This is a genomic window from Stenotrophomonas sp. ZAC14D1_NAIMI4_1, assembly GCF_003086775.1.
Classification (GTDB): domain Bacteria; phylum Pseudomonadota; class Gammaproteobacteria; order Xanthomonadales; family Xanthomonadaceae; genus Stenotrophomonas.
Genome location: NZ_CP026001.1, coordinates 1,020,011 through 1,035,946, shown reverse-complemented (window position 1 = coordinate 1,035,946; position 15,936 = coordinate 1,020,011). Strand labels below are relative to the sequence as shown.

General features: G+C 67.1%; 9 protein-coding genes. 8 read left to right on the top strand and 1 reads right to left on the bottom strand.

What is annotated here, in order from left to right:
- Nucleotide 1 precedes the first annotated feature (1 nt).
- The 7 genes from ppk1 (at nt 2) to lpxH (ending at nt 12,885) form a co-directional block, all read left to right on the top strand.
- Nucleotides 2–2,089 carry a polyphosphate kinase 1 gene (gene ppk1 / locus C1927_RS04680; protein ID WP_108746042.1) on the top strand — a complete coding sequence of 696 codons (2,088 nt, stop codon included), beginning with the start codon at nt 2–4 and terminating at the stop codon, nt 2,087–2,089.
- Nucleotides 2,090–2,224: 135 nt separating this feature from the next.
- Nucleotides 2,225–3,751: an exopolyphosphatase gene (ppx, locus tag C1927_RS04675; RefSeq protein ID WP_108746041.1), complete on the top strand. Its 1,527-nt coding sequence runs from the start codon at nt 2,225–2,227 to the stop codon at nt 3,749–3,751.
- Nucleotides 3,752–4,099: 348 nt separating this feature from the next.
- Complete coding sequence (locus tag C1927_RS04670) at nt 4,100–7,018, top strand: TonB-dependent receptor (RefSeq protein ID WP_108746040.1); 2,919 nt, start codon at nt 4,100–4,102, stop codon at nt 7,016–7,018.
- A gap of 326 nt (nt 7,019–7,344) precedes the next feature.
- Nucleotides 7,345–10,296 carry a TonB-dependent receptor gene (locus C1927_RS04665; RefSeq protein WP_108746039.1) on the top strand — a complete coding sequence of 984 codons (2,952 nt, stop codon included), beginning with the start codon at nt 7,345–7,347 and terminating at the stop codon, nt 10,294–10,296.
- 123 nt (nt 10,297–10,419) lie between these two features.
- The gene (locus tag C1927_RS04660) at nt 10,420–11,565 is read left to right on the top strand and encodes a glycosyltransferase family 1 protein (RefSeq protein WP_079220792.1); all 1,146 of its coding nucleotides are present in this window, start codon (nt 10,420–10,422) and stop codon (nt 11,563–11,565) included.
- Nucleotides 11,546–12,085 carry a phosphatase PAP2 family protein gene (locus tag C1927_RS04655; RefSeq protein ID WP_079220791.1) on the top strand — a complete coding sequence of 180 codons (540 nt, stop codon included), beginning with the start codon at nt 11,546–11,548 and terminating at the stop codon, nt 12,083–12,085. Before C1927_RS04660 ends, C1927_RS04655 begins: the two co-directional genes overlap by 20 nt.
- A 53-nt stretch (nt 12,086–12,138) precedes the next feature.
- Nucleotides 12,139–12,885, top strand: a complete 747-nt coding sequence (gene lpxH, locus C1927_RS04650; RefSeq protein ID WP_108746038.1) for a UDP-2,3-diacylglucosamine diphosphatase — start codon at nt 12,139–12,141, stop codon at nt 12,883–12,885.
- 94 nt (nt 12,886–12,979) lie between these two features.
- Here the strand turns inward: lpxH and C1927_RS04645 are convergent, their stop codons facing one another.
- On the bottom strand, nt 12,980–14,233 hold the full coding sequence (locus C1927_RS04645) for a zinc-dependent metalloprotease (RefSeq protein ID WP_108746037.1): 1,254 nt from the start codon (nt 14,231–14,233) through the stop codon (nt 12,980–12,982).
- 227 nt (nt 14,234–14,460) lie between these two features.
- Here C1927_RS04645 and C1927_RS04640 point away from each other — a divergent pair, with 227 nt between their 5' ends.
- A complete protein-coding gene (locus C1927_RS04640; RefSeq protein WP_108746036.1) occupies nt 14,461–15,927 on the top strand; it encodes a DUF2235 domain-containing protein in 1,467 nt (488 codons plus the stop codon).
- Nucleotides 15,928–15,936 lie beyond the last annotated feature (9 nt).

Below are 15,936 nucleotides of genomic sequence, written 5' to 3'. Positions count from 1 at the left end.
CATGAGCAGCCTCGGATCCCTCCCCCTCCCCGTGAGCCCGGACAACGATCCACTGCGTGACCCGGCGCTCTACATCAACCGCGAACTGTCCCAGCTGGATTTCAACTTCCGCGTGCTGGCACAGGCGATGGATCCGCAGGTGCCGCTGCTGGAGCGCCTGCGCTTCATGTGCATCTCCTGCACCAACCTGGACGAGTTCTTCGAGATCCGCGCCGCCGCCGTGCGCCACGCGCAGGAATTCGGCCTGCCGCCGGCCCCGGACGGCATGAGCCCGCAGGCCATCCTCAACGCCATCCACGACCGCGCCGCCGAACTGGTGGACCAGCAGTACCGCTGCTGGAACGAGACGCTGCGCCCGGCGCTGGCCGAGGCCGGCATCGGCGTGCTCGGCCGCCATTCGTGGAACCACCGCCAGAAGCGCTGGCTGCGCGCGTACTTCCGCAACGAGATCATGCCGGTGCTGTCGCCGCTGGGCCTGGACCCGGTGCATCCGTTTCCGAAGATCCTCAACAAGTCGCTGAACATCGTCGTCGTGCTGAAGGGCACCGATGCGTTCGGCCGCGCCGGCCACCTGGCCATCGTGCGTGCGCCACGTTCGCTGCCGCGCATCATCCAGCTGCCGGAAAGCCTGGGCGGCGGGCAGAACTTCGTGTTCCTGTCCTCGGTGCTGTCGGCCTTCGTCGACGAGCTGTTCCCGGGCATGGAAGTCCAGGGCGCCTACCAGTTCCGCGTCACCCGCAATTCCGAGCTGGTGGTGGACGAGGAAGAAGTGGAGAACCTGGCCCTGGCCCTGCGCGATGAACTGGTCGACCGCGGCTACCGGCCGGCGGTGCGCCTGGAGATCGCCGAGGACACGCCGAAGGACATCGTGCGCACCCTGCTGCAGAACTTCGGCCTGACCGAAAACGCGGTGTACCGCATCGATGGCCCGGTCAACCTCAACCGCATCATCCAGCTGTACGACCTGGTGCCGCAGCCGGACCTGAAGTACCCGCCGATGAACCCGCGCACCCTGCGCGACAGCGACGGCATCTTCGAGATCACCCGCCGCCAGGACCTGCTGCTGCACCATCCCTTCGATGCCTTCACCGCCGTGCTGGACCTGATCAAGCAGGCGGCGGTGGACCCGAACGTGCTGGCCATCAAGCAGACCCTGTACCGCACCGGCAAGGATTCGCTGATCGTCGATGCGCTCATCCAGGCCGCACGCAACGGCAAGGACGTGACGGTGGTGGTCGAGCTGCGCGCGCGCTTCGACGAAGAAGCCAACCTGGGCCTGGCCGACCGCCTGCAGGAAGCCGGCGTGCAGGTGGTGTATGGCGTGGTCGGGTTCAAGACCCACGCCAAGATGCTGCTGATCGTGCGCCGCGAGGGCCGCAAGCTGCGCCGCTACGTGCACCTGGGCACCGGCAACTACCACAGCGGCACCGCCCGCGCATACACCGACATCAGCCTGATCACCGCCGATGCGGACATCGGCAATGACGTGCACCTGCTGTTCCAGCAGCTGTCCGGGCTGGCCTCGAAGATGAAGCTCAAGCGCCTGCTGCAGTCGCCCTTCACCCTGCACACCGGCATCCTCGCGCGCATTGAACGCGAGACGCGCATCGCCGCTGCCGGCCGCCCGGCGCGCATCATCGCCAAGATGAACGCACTGAACGAGCCGCAGGTGATCCGCGCGCTGTACGCCGCCTCGCAGGCCGGGGTGCAGATCGACCTGATCATCCGCGGCGCCTGTACCCTGCGCCCGGGCGTGCCGGGCGTCTCGGACAACATCCGCGTGCGCTCGATCGTCGGCCGCTTCCTGGAACACAGCCGCGTGTACTGGTTCGGCAACGACGGTGCGCCGGAGCTGTACTGCGCCAGCGCCGACTGGCTGGAACGCAACCTGCTGCGCCGGGTCGAGACCTGCTTCCCGATCCTCGACCCGGATCTGGCCAAGCGCGTGTACCGCGAAGTGCTGCAGAACTACCTGGACGACAACCTCAACGCCTGGGAGCTGGATGCCGAGGGCATCTACCACAAGCGCACCCCGGCCCACGACGAAGCGCCGCATTCGGCCCAGATGGCGTTGATGCAGGGCCTGTAAGCTGCCCCGGTGGGTCCCGACCGTTGGTCGGGACTCGATCGTCGCCGGCCAGCGGCCGGCACTACCGCACTCCCCCTACAAAATGTGAAGGCGATGCGGTGACGAGCACACCGCCCCTTCGGCTAACATTCGTCCATGCCGCATACCACCACGACTCCGCCCGCATTGCAGGATGGCGACCTGCTGGCCGCCATCGACCTTGGCTCCAACAGCTTCCACATGGTCATCGCGCGCTACACGCTCGGCCAGTTGCGGGTCATCGACCGCCTGCGCGAAACGGTACGCATGGCCGATGGCCTGGATGGCAAGGGCGGCCTGTCCACCGCCGCACGGCAGCGTGCGCTGGAATGCCTGGCCCGCTTCGGCCAGCGCATCCGCAACGTGCCCCCGCACCGCGTGCGCGCCCTGGCCACCAACACCGTGCGCCAGCTGCGTTCGCCGCAATCCTTCCTGGTGCCGGCTGAAACCGCGCTGGGCCACGCCATCGAAGTGGTCAGCGGCCGTGAAGAAGCGCGACTGATCTACCTCGGCGTGGCCCATGCACAGCCGCCCAAGGCCGACCAGCGCCGCCTGGTGATCGACATCGGTGGCGGCTCCACCGAATTCATCATCGGCAAGGGCATGCAGACGCTGGAGCGCGAAAGCCTGCAGGCCGGCTGCATTGCCAGCACGCGCCGCTTCTTCCCCGGCGGCAAGCTCAGCCGCAAGCGCTGGAAGGACGCACTGGCCGAGATCGGCCGTGAGTTCCAGCCGTTTGCCAGCAAGTACCGCGCGCTGGGCTGGCAGGAAGCCCTTGGCTCATCCGGCACGCACAAGGCCATCAGCGAAATCTGCGCCACGATGAAGCTGAGCAAGGGCGCGATCACCGCCGAGGCCCTGCCGCAGCTGCGCGACGAACTGCTGAAGGCCAAGAAGATCGACGACATCGTGCTGCCCGGCCTGTCCGCCGACCGCCGCCCGATCATCGCCGGTGGCATCCTGGTGCTGGAAGCCGCCTTCCAGGCCCTGGGCCTGGAGAAGCTGCTGGTCAGCAAGGCAGCCATGCGCGAAGGCATCCTGTATGACATCGTCGGCCGCGCCGGCGAGAACGACCCGCGCGACGAGTCGGTGGCGGCGCTGACCCAGCGCTATGGCATCGACACCGTGCAGGCCGACCGCGTGCAGGACACCGCCCTGTCCCTGCTGGAGCAGGTGCAGGAGCGCTGGAAACTGGATGCCGACGATGCCCGCATGCTCGGCTGGGCCGCGCGCCTGCACGAGCTGGGCCTGATGATCGCCCACAGCGGTTACCACGTGCACGGCAGCTATGTGCTGGAGAACTCCGACATCGCCGGTTTCTCGCGGCAGGAACAGCAGATGCTGGCCGCACTGGTGCGCAGCCATCGGCGCAGCGTGGGCAAGTCGGCCTTCGATGCCCTGCCCGAGCGCCTGCTGCTGACCGCGCGCCGCCTGACCGCCCTGCTGCGGCTGGCCGTGCTGCTCAACCGCGCGCATGAAGACGCGCCGCTGCCGGCGCTGGAACTGACCGCCGACGACACCCGCCTGTCGCTGATCGTGCCGCAGGCGTTCATCGACCCGCGGCCGCTGCTGCGCGCCGACCTGATCGGCGAGACCGAGGGCCTGGCCGGGCTGGGCATCCAGTTCCGCCCCTTCGTGGCCTGATCCGCGCTGCCGGGAGACCCCCGGCCAGCTGCCGCTGCCTGCCCTGACGACGGCCCCTGACGGGGCCGTCTTCGCGTGCGCGTTTGCGCATTCTAAAAAATGAACGGGCGTTCAGGCTCCGGCACTGTGCCGAATCTGGCCATTTCACCGTGACGCTAAGGCCTTGCTTTTATTAAATTTAGATGAAATTCAGTCGACAACTTTCGACATATTTTGCTGCAAGCCCTTTACATCCGGTTAACGAACGAGAATAAATCGAAGTCGTCGGCTCAATCGCTTTGATGCGAGCCGACATTTGCCGGGGCTCCTTTGGCCCTGCACCCGAAGCTTCTGAGAGAGAGAGACGCGATGACTTCACGCACCACCGTGCTGGGCAAGGCGATCCGCCACGCCCTGATCGTCGGCACCGCAACGATTGCGCTGCCTGCATTCGCCCAGGACGGCGCCCCTACGACCCTGGACCGCATCGAAATCACTGGCTCGCGCATCCGCCAGGTCGACGTGGAGAACGCGAACCCGGTGCTGGCCATCTCGCGCACCGATATCGAGCGCCAGGGCTTCAGCTCGGTGTCGGACATCCTGCAGAACGTCACCGCCATGGGCAGCCCTGCGATCAGCCGCGCCAATGTGCTCAGCGCGGGCGAAAATGCGGGTGGTACCTACATCGACATGCGCAACCTGGGCGCTCAGCGCACCCTGGTGCTGGTCAACGGCAAGCGCTTGGGCATCAGCACCTCCGGCTACCAGGACGTGTCGACCCTGCCGGTGTCGGCGGTGGAGCGCATCGAAGTCCTGAAGGATGGCGCCTCGGCCATCTACGGTTCGGACGCCATGGCCGGCGTGGTCAACATCATTACCCGCCATGACGCAAACGGCGTGACCGCCAACGTCTACCACGGCCAGTACAGCCAGGGTGACGGCGCCCGTGACCGCTTCGACGTGGTCGCCGGTTGGTCCAACGACCGTGCCTCGATCACCATTTCTGCGGAGCATTCCGAAGAAAAGGCCGTGTGGGCCAAGGACCGCGGGTTCAGCGCCTTCGGCAATACCGACCGCCACCCGACCGAAGCCTGGACCACGGTCAGCCAGTACGGCCAGATCACCGGCCTGAAGGGCCCGGGTTGTGCCGCTGCAGGTTGTGGCTACTCGCTCAACCGCGGCAGCGATCCGCTGAACCCGGCCAACTACCACATCACCAACGCCAGTGCCCCCGACGGCGACGTCAGCAACACCAACGAGCAGATGCACCTGAACTATCCGCTGAAGCGGGACTCGGTGTTCGTCGATGGCCGCGTGAACATCACCGATTCGATCCACTTCAGCACGCAGCTGGGCTACAACAAGCGTGATTCCAGCCGCCAGATCGCCGGCTATCCGCTGCAGTCGTCCACCGCTGGTATCGGTGCGATGTCGGTCAACAGCTACTTCAACCCGTTCGGCAGCCAGCACAACTATGCCACCCCGACCGCCGTGGCGTGGAACCACCGCACCTGGGAAGTGCCGCGCGTCAGCGACAGCTCGCTGAAGACCTATCGCGCCGTGGCCGCCTTCGGTGGCTCGTTCGATATCGGCGAACGCTACTTCGACTGGGAAGTGGGCTACCAGTACAACAAGAACGAGCTGCGCCAGCACGCTACCGGCAACCTGCACAAGCAGCGCGTCAAGGATGCCGTCGGCCCGTCGTACTACAACGCGGCCACCGGCAAGGTCGAATGCGGTACTGCCGCTGCACCGATCGCCAACTGCATGGTCTGGAATCCGCTGATCGCCGCAGGCGTGGTTGATCCTTACGGTCTGACCGGCAACCAGGCCCTGATCGACTACCTGATGCCGGCTGAGAATTCCACCGGCAAGACCGTTGGCAAGAACTTCTTCGCCTCCATCGCCGGCAGCATCGTCACTCTGCCGGCCGGTGACCTGGGCTTTGCGTTCGGCCTGGAAAACCGCAAGGAAACCGGTGAGTTCATTCCCGACGCGCTGGCCCAGACCGGCGCCACCACCAACCTGGCCGCTGGCCCGACCGGTGGCGGTTACAAGGTGAAGGAAGCCTACCTGGAGCTCAACGTCCCGGTCCTGGCGGACCTGCCGGGCGCCAAGGAACTGAGCTTCAACGCCGCCACGCGCTTCTCCGACTACGACACCTTCGGCAACACGCTGAACAGCAAGTTCGGCTTCAAGTGGCGTCCGATCGACCAGCTGCTGATCCGCGGCACCTGGGCGGAGGGCTTCCGCGCCCCGACCATCAACGATCTGTACGGCGGCGGTTCGGAAACCTTCACCACCGGCTACGCCGATCCCTGCGATACCGTCTACGGCCCGTCCAAGGACAGCGCAGCAGTACGCGCACGTTGCGCTCGCGACATCGCCAACGCCGATACCTACCGCCAGCTGAAGCAGGGCCTGGTACCGATCACCAGCAGCACTGACCAGACGCCGGTGCCGTTCACCAACGGCTCGAACCCGAACCTCCAGCCGGAGACCTCCAAGAGCAAGACGCTGGGCGTTGTGTGGAGCCCGCAGTTCATCCAGAACTTCAACGTCTCGCTGGACTGGTGGAAGATCCGCATCGACAACACCATCATCGCCGACAGCCCGAACCAGATCCTGATCGACTGCTACGAGCAGGGCATCGACGCCCGCTGCCTGCAGTTCACTCGTGATCCGGCGCTGGGCATCGTCAACAAGCTGACCTACGGCAATCGCAACGCCGGTTTCCTGGAAACCGAAGGTTACGACATGGACCTGACCCATCGTCTGGCAACCGACTCGATGGGTACCTTCTCCACCAACTGGTCGACCACCTACGTCAGCTCCAACGTATTCCGCTCGACCAACGACGGCAAAGTGGTGCCGACGCCGATCAACGGCATCGCCACCAACAGCGTCAGCGGTTTCCGCGTCCGCTCGAACCTGACCTTGGGCTGGGATCTGGGCGACTTCGGTATCAGCTGGACCGCGCGTTACTACTCCGGCGTGAAGGAACAGTGCCTGGATGTGGGCAAGCACGCAGACGAATGCTCCGATCCGGGCGTGCGCGCCCCCTGGTACCCGGGTTCGCGCAACTACAACGAGCGCGGCTCGGTCACCTTCCACGACGTGCAGTTCCGTTACAACCTGCCGTGGGATGCCACCGTTTCGGTCGGTGCCAACAATGTGTTCGAGAAGTACGGCCCGAACATGTACAGCAAGCCGAACTCGGTGTTCTCCTACTACGGTGGCTACGACATCGGCCGCTTTGTGTACATGAAGTACCAGCAGCGCTTCTGATCCATCGCGCCGCCGCATCTGTTGAACAACCACGGCCCTTCGGGGCCGTGGTTTTTTTTGTCGCTAATGAACAGAAGGCGGCCGCGCCAAGGCGATGGCGTGGCGTCTTCCGGCGCTCTCTCGTTCTGCACCGCAACGCACACAAGTTCTTGAACCTCCGCAGGTAACGCGGAATACGACAGCGCCGATGCAGCCACCGGTCGCTTTCTGCCTTTACGGAATTTGAACGCTGCGCGTTAGTGGCGTGCCGTCGCGATGAACGTCGTGGCGGCCGGACAAGCCCGCGCTTCGGGCGTCCGTTTCCGCACATCAGAGAGAGAAACCGCATGACGCCGAGCACCTCCCCGTTGGGTTGGGCGATCCGCTGCGCGCTGGCCACCGCCGGCACCGCGGCCGCCCTGCCCGCACTGGCGCAGGATTCCGCCGCCACGGCCGGACTGGCCCAGAATTCCACCGCCCCGACCACGCTGGACCGCATCGAGATCACCGGTTCGCGCATCCGCCAGGTCGATCTGGAAACCGCACAGCCCGTATTGACCATCAGCCGCGCCGACATCGAACGGCAGGGCTTCAACTCGGTGGCCGATATCCTGCAGAACCTGACCGCGATGGGCAGCCCCGCCGCCAGCCGCGCCAGCCCGTTGTCAGCGGGCGAGTCGGCCGGCGGCAGCTTCGTGGACATGCGCGGGCTGGGCGCGCAGCGCACCCTGGTGCTGGTCAACGGCAAGCGCATGGGCATGACCACCGGCGGCCTGCAGGACATTTCCACCCTGCCCGCCGCCGCCGTCGAACGCATGGAAGTGCTCAAGGATGGCGCATCGGCCATCTACGGGTCCGATGCGATGGCCGGCGTGGTCAACATCATCACCCGCCGCAACGTCGAAGGCATCAGCGCCAGCGTCTACCAGGGCCAGTACAGCCAGGGCGATGGTGCCCGCACGCAGTACGACGTGGTGGGCGGCTGGTCCAACGACCGCGCCTCGATCAGCTTCGCTGCCGAACACGTCGAGGAGAAAGGCGTCTGGGCGCGCGACCGCTGGTTCAGCGCCTACACCAACACCGACCGCCATCCTGCCGATGGCTGGACCACGGTGGGCCAGTGGGGCCGCATCACCGGCTTCAATGGCCCGGGTTGCAGCAGCAGCCGTGGCTGCAGCTACTCGCTGGATCGTGGCGTGGCGCCGGGTGGCCCCGGAAGCGTCCACCTGAGCGACGACACACCGTTCACCGGCGATGTCAGCAACAGCAACGAACAGATGCACGTGCAGACGCCGATCAAGCGTGACTCGATCTTCGTCGACGGCCGCGTCGCGCTGACCGACTCGCTGCACTTCAACACCCAGCTGGCCTACAACCGACGCGAGACGACCCGGCAGATCGCCGGCTATCCGTTCCAGTCCGGCGCCGCGGGCATCAACCCGATGTCGAAGGACAGCTGGTTCAATCCGTTTGGCAGCCACCACGGTTACCAGGCTCCCAGCGACGTGAACTGGAACCGGCGCCTCTGGGAAGTCCCGCGCGTGAGCGTCAGCGACCTCACCACCTGGCAGGGCGTAGCCGCCTTCGAGGGCAGCTTCGAGCTGGGCGCGCACGGCTTCGACTGGGAAGCGGGCTACCAGTACAACCGCAGCGAACTGACCCAGCGCGCGACCGGCAATCTGCACAAACAGCGCGTCGAAGACGCCACCGGCCCTTCGTTCTACAACGCTGCCACCGGCAAGGTCGAATGCGGCACACCCGGTGCGCCGATCGCAGGCTGCATACCGTGGAACCCACTGGTGCCCTATGGCCAGCACGACCCCAACGGCCTGACCGGCAATCCGGCACTGATGGACTGGCTGTTCCCCGAGGAGATCAGCCGCGGCCGCACCACCAGCCGCAACCTGTTCGCCACGTTGAGTGGCACCGTGCTGGCCCTGCCGGCCGGCGACCTCGGCATGGCCGTGGGTGTGGAGAGCCGCCGCGAGGATGGCCGTTTCATTCCCGACCCGCTGGCCCAGACCGGCGCCACCACCAACCTCGCTGCAGGGCCGACCGGCGGCGGCTACCGCGTGGACGAAGCGTACCTGGAGCTGAGCGTGCCGCTGCTGCGCGACCTGCCCGCGGCGCACGAACTCACCGTCAACGCGGCCACGCGCTATTCGGACTACAGCACCTTCGGCGATACCCTCAACAGCAAGTTCGGCTTCACCTGGAGGCCGATCGAACAGGTCCTGCTGCGCGGCACCTGGGCGCAGGGCTTCCGGTCGCCCACCATCGCCAACCTCTATGGCGGCGGCTCGCAGACCTTCACCACGGGCTTCCGCGACCCCTGCGATACCGTGTACGGCGCGGCGGCCAGCAGCCCGGAGGTGCGTGCGCGCTGCGCGGCCGACATCGCCAATGCCGACAGCTACCGCCAGCTGGGCCAGGGCAACGTGCCCATTGAAAGCAGCAGTGGCCAGACCCCGCTGCCGTTCACCAATGGCTCCAACCCCGACCTGCAGCCGGAAACCGCAACCAGCCGCACCCTGGGCGTGGTCTGGAGCCCGGGCTTCGCGCCCGGCCTGAACATCGCGCTGGACTGGTGGAAGATCCGCATCGACGACACCATCGTGGCCGACCATCCCAACGACATGCTGCGCGACTGCTATGAACTGGGCATCGCCGAGCGCTGCGCCGGCTTCACCCGCGACCCGGCGCTGGGCATCGTCAACCAGCTGAAGTACGGCGTGCGCAACAGCGGCTTCCGCGAAACGCAAGGCTATGACCTGGAACTGAGCCATCGCTGGGAAACCGACTGGGGCACCCTGCGCACCGACTGGAAGAGCACCTACGTGGTGTCGTCGCTGGAACGCAGCACCAATGACGCCGGCGTGGTGCCAACACCCGGCAACGGCCTGGCCGGCGCAGGCGGGATCGGCTTCCGCACCCGCTCCAACCTGTCGCTGGACTGGGAGCGTGGCAATTTCGGCATCAACTGGGGCGTGCGCTACTACTCGGCAGTGAAGGAACAGTGCTTCAGCCCGCGCCTGCATGCCGACGAATGCTCGCACCCGGGCCAGCAGGCCCCGTGGTACAGCGGCGTGCGCAACTACAACCGCCGCGGCTCGACCACCTTCCACGATGTGCAGGTGCGCTACAGCCTGCCGTGGGATGCCACGGTATCGCTGGGTGCGAACAACGTGTTCGAGAAGTACGGCCCGATCATGTACACCCAGCCGAGCGCGAACTTCTCCTACTACGGCGGCTACGACATCGGCCGCTTCATCTACATGAAGTACCAGCAGCGCTTCTGATCCACGGCACGGCCCTTCGGGGCCGTGCTTCTGCGTACGGCGCGGCCGTCATCCGACGGTCGCAAAGCGGTAACAGGCACTACATGGGCAGGCCCGAGCATGCCGGAAAACCGGAGGCCCGCCATGCGCCATGCCATTGTCACCGAGACCTATCCGCCGGAAGTCAACGGCGTCGCACTCACCGTGCAGGGCCTGGAACTGGGACTGCGTGCGGCCGGCCATGAGGTCGACCTGATCCGTCCACGACAGGCCAGTGAAGCACTGGAATCGGCGCCCGGCACGCTGCTGGTGCCGGGCGCCGCCCTGCCCCGCTACCCGGGCCTGCGCTTCGGCCTGCCCGCGCCGATCCGCCTGGGCCGCCACTGGCAGAAGCAGCGCCCTGACGCGGTGTACATCGCCACCGAAGGCCCGCTGGGCTGGTCGGCGCTGCGCACCGCCCGCCGCCTCGGCATTCCGGTGGCGACCGGCTTCCACACCCGCTTCGACGAGTACCTGCCCGACTACGGTGTGGCCTGGCTGCAGACGGCAGCGATGCGCTGGATGCGCCGCTTCCACAACCAGGCCGATGCCACCCTGGTGCCGACCCGCGAACTGCAGCACTTCCTCACCGACCAGGGCTTCGAGCGCGTGCGCCTGCTGGCGCGCGCGGTGGACAGCCAGCAGTTCGATCCCAGCCGGCGCGATCCCGCATTGCGCGAGGAATGGGGCGTGGACGGCAACGGACTGGTCGCCATCTACGTGGGCCGCATCGCCGCCGAGAAGAACCTCGGACTGGCGGTGAAGGCCTTCCGCCGCCTGCAGCAGGTGCGGCCGAAGGCACGCTTCGTGTGGGTCGGCGACGGCCCGGCACGGGAGAAGCTGGCCCACGAGAATCCCGATTTCATTTTCTGCGGCATCCAGCGCGGCGACGCCCTGGCCCGCCATTTCGCCAGCGGCGACCTGTTCCTGTTCCCCAGCCGCAGCGAGACGTTCGGCAACGTGACCCTTGAAAGCATGGCCTGCGGCCTGGCCACCGTGGCCTTCGACTACGGCGCTGCGCGCGAGTACCTGCGCAACGGCGAGAACGGGGCCGCCGTGGACACCGACGAACAGTTCATCGAAGCGGCCGTGCAGCTGGCCAGCGACGATGCGCTGCGCCGCGAGCTGGGCAGCAACGCCGCCCGCGCGATGAAGCGCCTGCACCCGCAGCAGGTGGTGGCCGAATTCGAAACGCTGCTGGCCGAACTGGCCCAGGCACGGAGGACCGGACATGCGCACAACGCCGCTTGAAGGACTGGCTGGCCGCGAAGCGCGGCTGTGCCGGCGGGCCAACCACTACTGCCGGCGCCGCCGCGTGCGTCGCCTGTTCTCGATCATCAGCCGCCTGGGTGATGGCGTCTTCTGGTACGTGCTGATGGGGGCGCTGGTACTCGTCGATGGTTTCGACGGCCTGCGCGCATCGGTGCACATGGCCGCCACCGGCCTGGCCGCACTGCTGCTCTACAAGGGCCTGAAGCGCTGGACCCGGCGCCCGCGGCCGTATGCGGCCGACCTGCGCATCCGCGCCTGGGTGGCACCGCTGGACGAGTTCAGCTTCCCCTCCGGCCACACCCTGCATGCGGTGTCCTTCACCATCGTGGCGCTGGCGTACTACCCGTGGCTGGCACCGCTGCTGGTGCCGTTCACCTTCGGTGTCGGCCTGTCGCGCGTGGTGCTGGGCCTGCACTACCCCAGCGACGTGCTGGCGGCCACTGGCATCGCCGCGCTGCTGGCCTCGGCCAGCCTGGCCTGGCTGCCGCTGCCGGTGTGACGCGGTTGCGCCCGCCGGCCATGCCCGGCGAGCCGATGCCCTAGAATGCCTGCATGACGACGCTGTTCATTTCCGATCTGCACCTGGACCCCAGCCGTCCAGCCATCACCGACCTGTTCCTGCGCTTCCTGCGCGAGGACGCGCCCGGCGCGGACGCGCTGTACATCCTCGGCGATCTGTTCGAAGCCTGGATTGGCGATGACACGCCCTCGCCGGCCGCCGATGCGGTGGCCGATGCGCTGAAGGTGCTGTCCGACAGCGGCGTGCCGGTGTTCTTCATGCGCGGCAACCGCGATTTCCTGCTGGGCGAGGACTATGCGCGCCGTGCGGGCCTGCGCATCCTGCCCGACCCCTGCGTGATCGAGCTGTACGGCCGCCCGGTGATGCTGCAGCACGGCGACCTGCTGTGCACCGACGACATCCCCTACCAGCAGTTCCGCGCGCAGACCCGCGACCCGGTGTTCCAGGCCCAGTTCCTGTCGCAGCCTTTGGCCGCACGCATTGCGTTCGCGCAGAAGGCGCGCGATGCCAGCCAGGCACGCCAGTCGGAAATGAAACAGGGTGACCGCGCGCAGTTCGAGACGGTGACCGACGTGGCCCCGGCCGAAGTCGAGGCCACCTTCGTGCGCCACGGCGTGGACACGATGATCCACGGCCACACCCACCGCCCGGCCATCCACACGCTGCAGGCCGGTGGCCGCAGCTGCACCCGCATCGTGCTGGGCGACTGGTACGAACAGGGTTCGGTGCTGCGCGTGGATGCCGACGGCTGGCGCCTGGATTCGCTCAAGCGCGAATGACGGATTGCCGGGTGCCAACCAAGGTTGGCATCTACCAGAGCGCGCAGGCCGGTAGACGCCGACCCTGGTCGGCGGGTGCCATCCGGTAACCGCCTCAGCGGAAGCCGGCCACCGTGTGCTTGGTGGTGACCAGCACGCGCTGGTTGTCGGCTGAACTGGCAATGCCCATCGGGATGCCGTTGTAGCTGATGTTCGGGTTGGACCAGTAGTTCAGGCGCGGGCAACCGCGGGTGCAGTCATAGGCCATGATCGTGCGCCAGCCGGTACCGGTGGCCGGCTCGTAGCGGTAGCCGTGGCCGAAGGCATACGGCGAGGTGCTCGGATCGTTGGCGATGTCATGCCGGGCACTCTGCAGGTGGCCGATCTCGTGCGCGAAGGAGTAGTACCCGGTCGCACAATCCCAGTACACCGCGGCGAACGCCGTGGCCGCCGTCGAGCCGATGCCCGATGCCAGGCCGCAGTAGCTGGAGTTGTTGATCAGCAGGACGCCGACATCGGCCGTCGTGCTGTTGCGGCTGGCATGGATGCTGTCCATGTAGCCGTCACTGGTCGTGCGGAAGCGGGCCAGGTCGGTGGTGAAGTTGCCCGACTCGGTATAGCTGGTGGTTTCATACCCGGCCAGCTGCATGGTGATGCCGACGTTGCTGTTGGCATACCCCTGGTTGGATTCGGCCACCGCCAACTGCACCAGCGATTGCATGTTGCCGCCGTAGGCCGCCACGGCGGCATTGGTGGCCACCACCAGCACGCGGATGGTCGCGGGCGTGCCCGACGATGCCTGGGCGATGCCGATGCGATCCTGGTCCGCCATCGGAATCTTCGGCAGCTGGTTGTAGTCGGCCGGGTGGTCGGCAGGCATCCGCGTTTCATCCACTGCCACCAGGATGTGGCGATCACCCAGCGGGCGCAGCCGGTACAGCTTGCCGTCCTTGCGGATCGAGCCGGTGAGCGTGTTGCCCGAGCGCACCACGATCAGTGAATTGCCCGGATCGTCCTGGCCATTGGAGGTCGCCTTCTGCAGGCGGTCCGACGGCGCGCGGATCTGCCCGTACCAGATGCTGCCACCGTCAGGCAGCGCCTCGACCCTGCTGCGGATCGCCTGCACCTGCTGCCCCAGCAGTTCGAATTCCAGCTGCGGCTGCGCGGTGGCGGCCGCGTCGATGCGCACTTCCTGTACGGTGGCAGTGGACGGCGTGGACAGCAGCCGGGCCAGTGCGGGATCGCTGCCGGCCGAAGCACGGCTGAGGATGGTCACCGGTTCAAACAACGGCGCGGCACTGGCCGCCGCCGCCACCGAAAGGCCCAACAACACGCCAACCGCCGTTCTACCCATCGATCTGGACATCATTCTGGTCGCTCCTGGAAGTGAGGTGGACAGCCTTGATGCATCACGACCCGGTTTGCCGGGTCTGGCCATTCGGCCTGTCCAGCCCATGTGAATTCAATAGAGGACAGGCGTCAGCATCCGGATCTGTGATCCACGGCCTCGACGTTCAGGCAGGTCAAAAACGCCAGTACACTTCGCCAACACATGGCGTTCGCGCCACCGTGACGCGGCCACGACGGGGAACGCACATGGCACCAGGACAGCACCAGGCAGATGCGGACGCCGATCCCGGCGTGCTGCGCATCGGCCTGTTCTTCGACGGCACCCGCAACAACGCGCACAACCTCGCGCGCGGCCGGCCGCAGTCGCCGCAGCCACGCCCTGCCCTGCTGCGCGCCGACGATGACTCGACTTACCAGAGCCGGCTGACCAGCAGCTACGACAACGGCACCACCAACATCACGCGGCTGTACCAGTTGTACCCGGACAGCCGGCGCACGCCCGGCGTCGGTGCGTCGCTGGCGATCTACATCGAGGGTGTAGGCACCCGCGATGACGCCGAGGACGACCTGATCGGCCTGGCCTTCGGCGTGGGTGCCAGCGGCGTGCGCGCCAAGGTCCAGCGCGCGCTGCAGGTGCTGCTGCCGGCGGCCCTGGCCGCGCTTGCCGCGCAGCGGCGTACCCCGCTGCACAGCGTGCAGGTGGACCTGTTCGGCTACTCGCGTGGCGCAGCGGCCGCACGCGATGTCGCCAACCAGCTGCACGGCTGGGATGGCGCGCGCTGGCGACAGCTGCTGCAGCAGGCGGGCCTCGTGTGCGCGGTGGATTTCGCGGTACAGCGCCCGGCGCTGCGCTTCATCGGCCTGTTCGACACCGTGGTGGCGGTCAGCGGTGGCCGTGCCGATGAGCGGCCACAGCTGGCCCTGCCTGCCGGCATCGCCGGCCGCGTGGTGCAGCTGGTGGCCCGCGATGAACACCGCCAGCACTATCCGCTGACCACGGTGGCACCGACGCACGCCGAGATCGTGCTGCCCGGCGCGCATGCCAACATCGGCGGCGGCTACGACCAGACCGAGGAAGGGCCGAAACTGCTGAGCCGGCCGCACCGGCAGCAGCTGCGACGCCCACCGGTGCCCGACTATCAGACACCCTCACTGGCGCAGCTGCAGGCGACCACGGTGTACGCCGAAGCGCAGGCCGATGCCGAACGCTGGCGGCAGCAGCTGGGCCTGGACGAGAAAGATGTGTGGGTGGATGTCTGGCACCAGTGGCAGCAGCAGCGCCGTGCCGGCAGCCGCAGCGTATTGCTGAGCCCCGTGCTGTACGTGACCGCAGCGGTGGTGCTGCGCCGGCCCATCGACTGGCGCTACCAGCTGATCGGCCTGCAGGTGATGCAGCGGCAGGCCAGCGAAGCCGGCGTGCAGTGGACGGCCGCGGCGGCCGACGTGGCGGACTGGGCGCTGCCTGCCAACCTGCAGCCGATCGCACGGCGCTTGCTGGAGGGACAGGCACTGACCCCCACCCAGGAAGCACTGCTGCGCCGCCGCTACCTGATGCAGTCGGCGCACTGGAACTTCGATGCACTGGGCGACACCGCGCTGACCTATGCGGCCGATGCCGGCGTGAGCGAGTTGCCGTACCGGCCCGGGCCCGGCCTGTTCTACATCAACCGGCCGACGGTGGACGGCAAGCGCGTGGTGTTGCCCAACGCGTGACGCGCATCC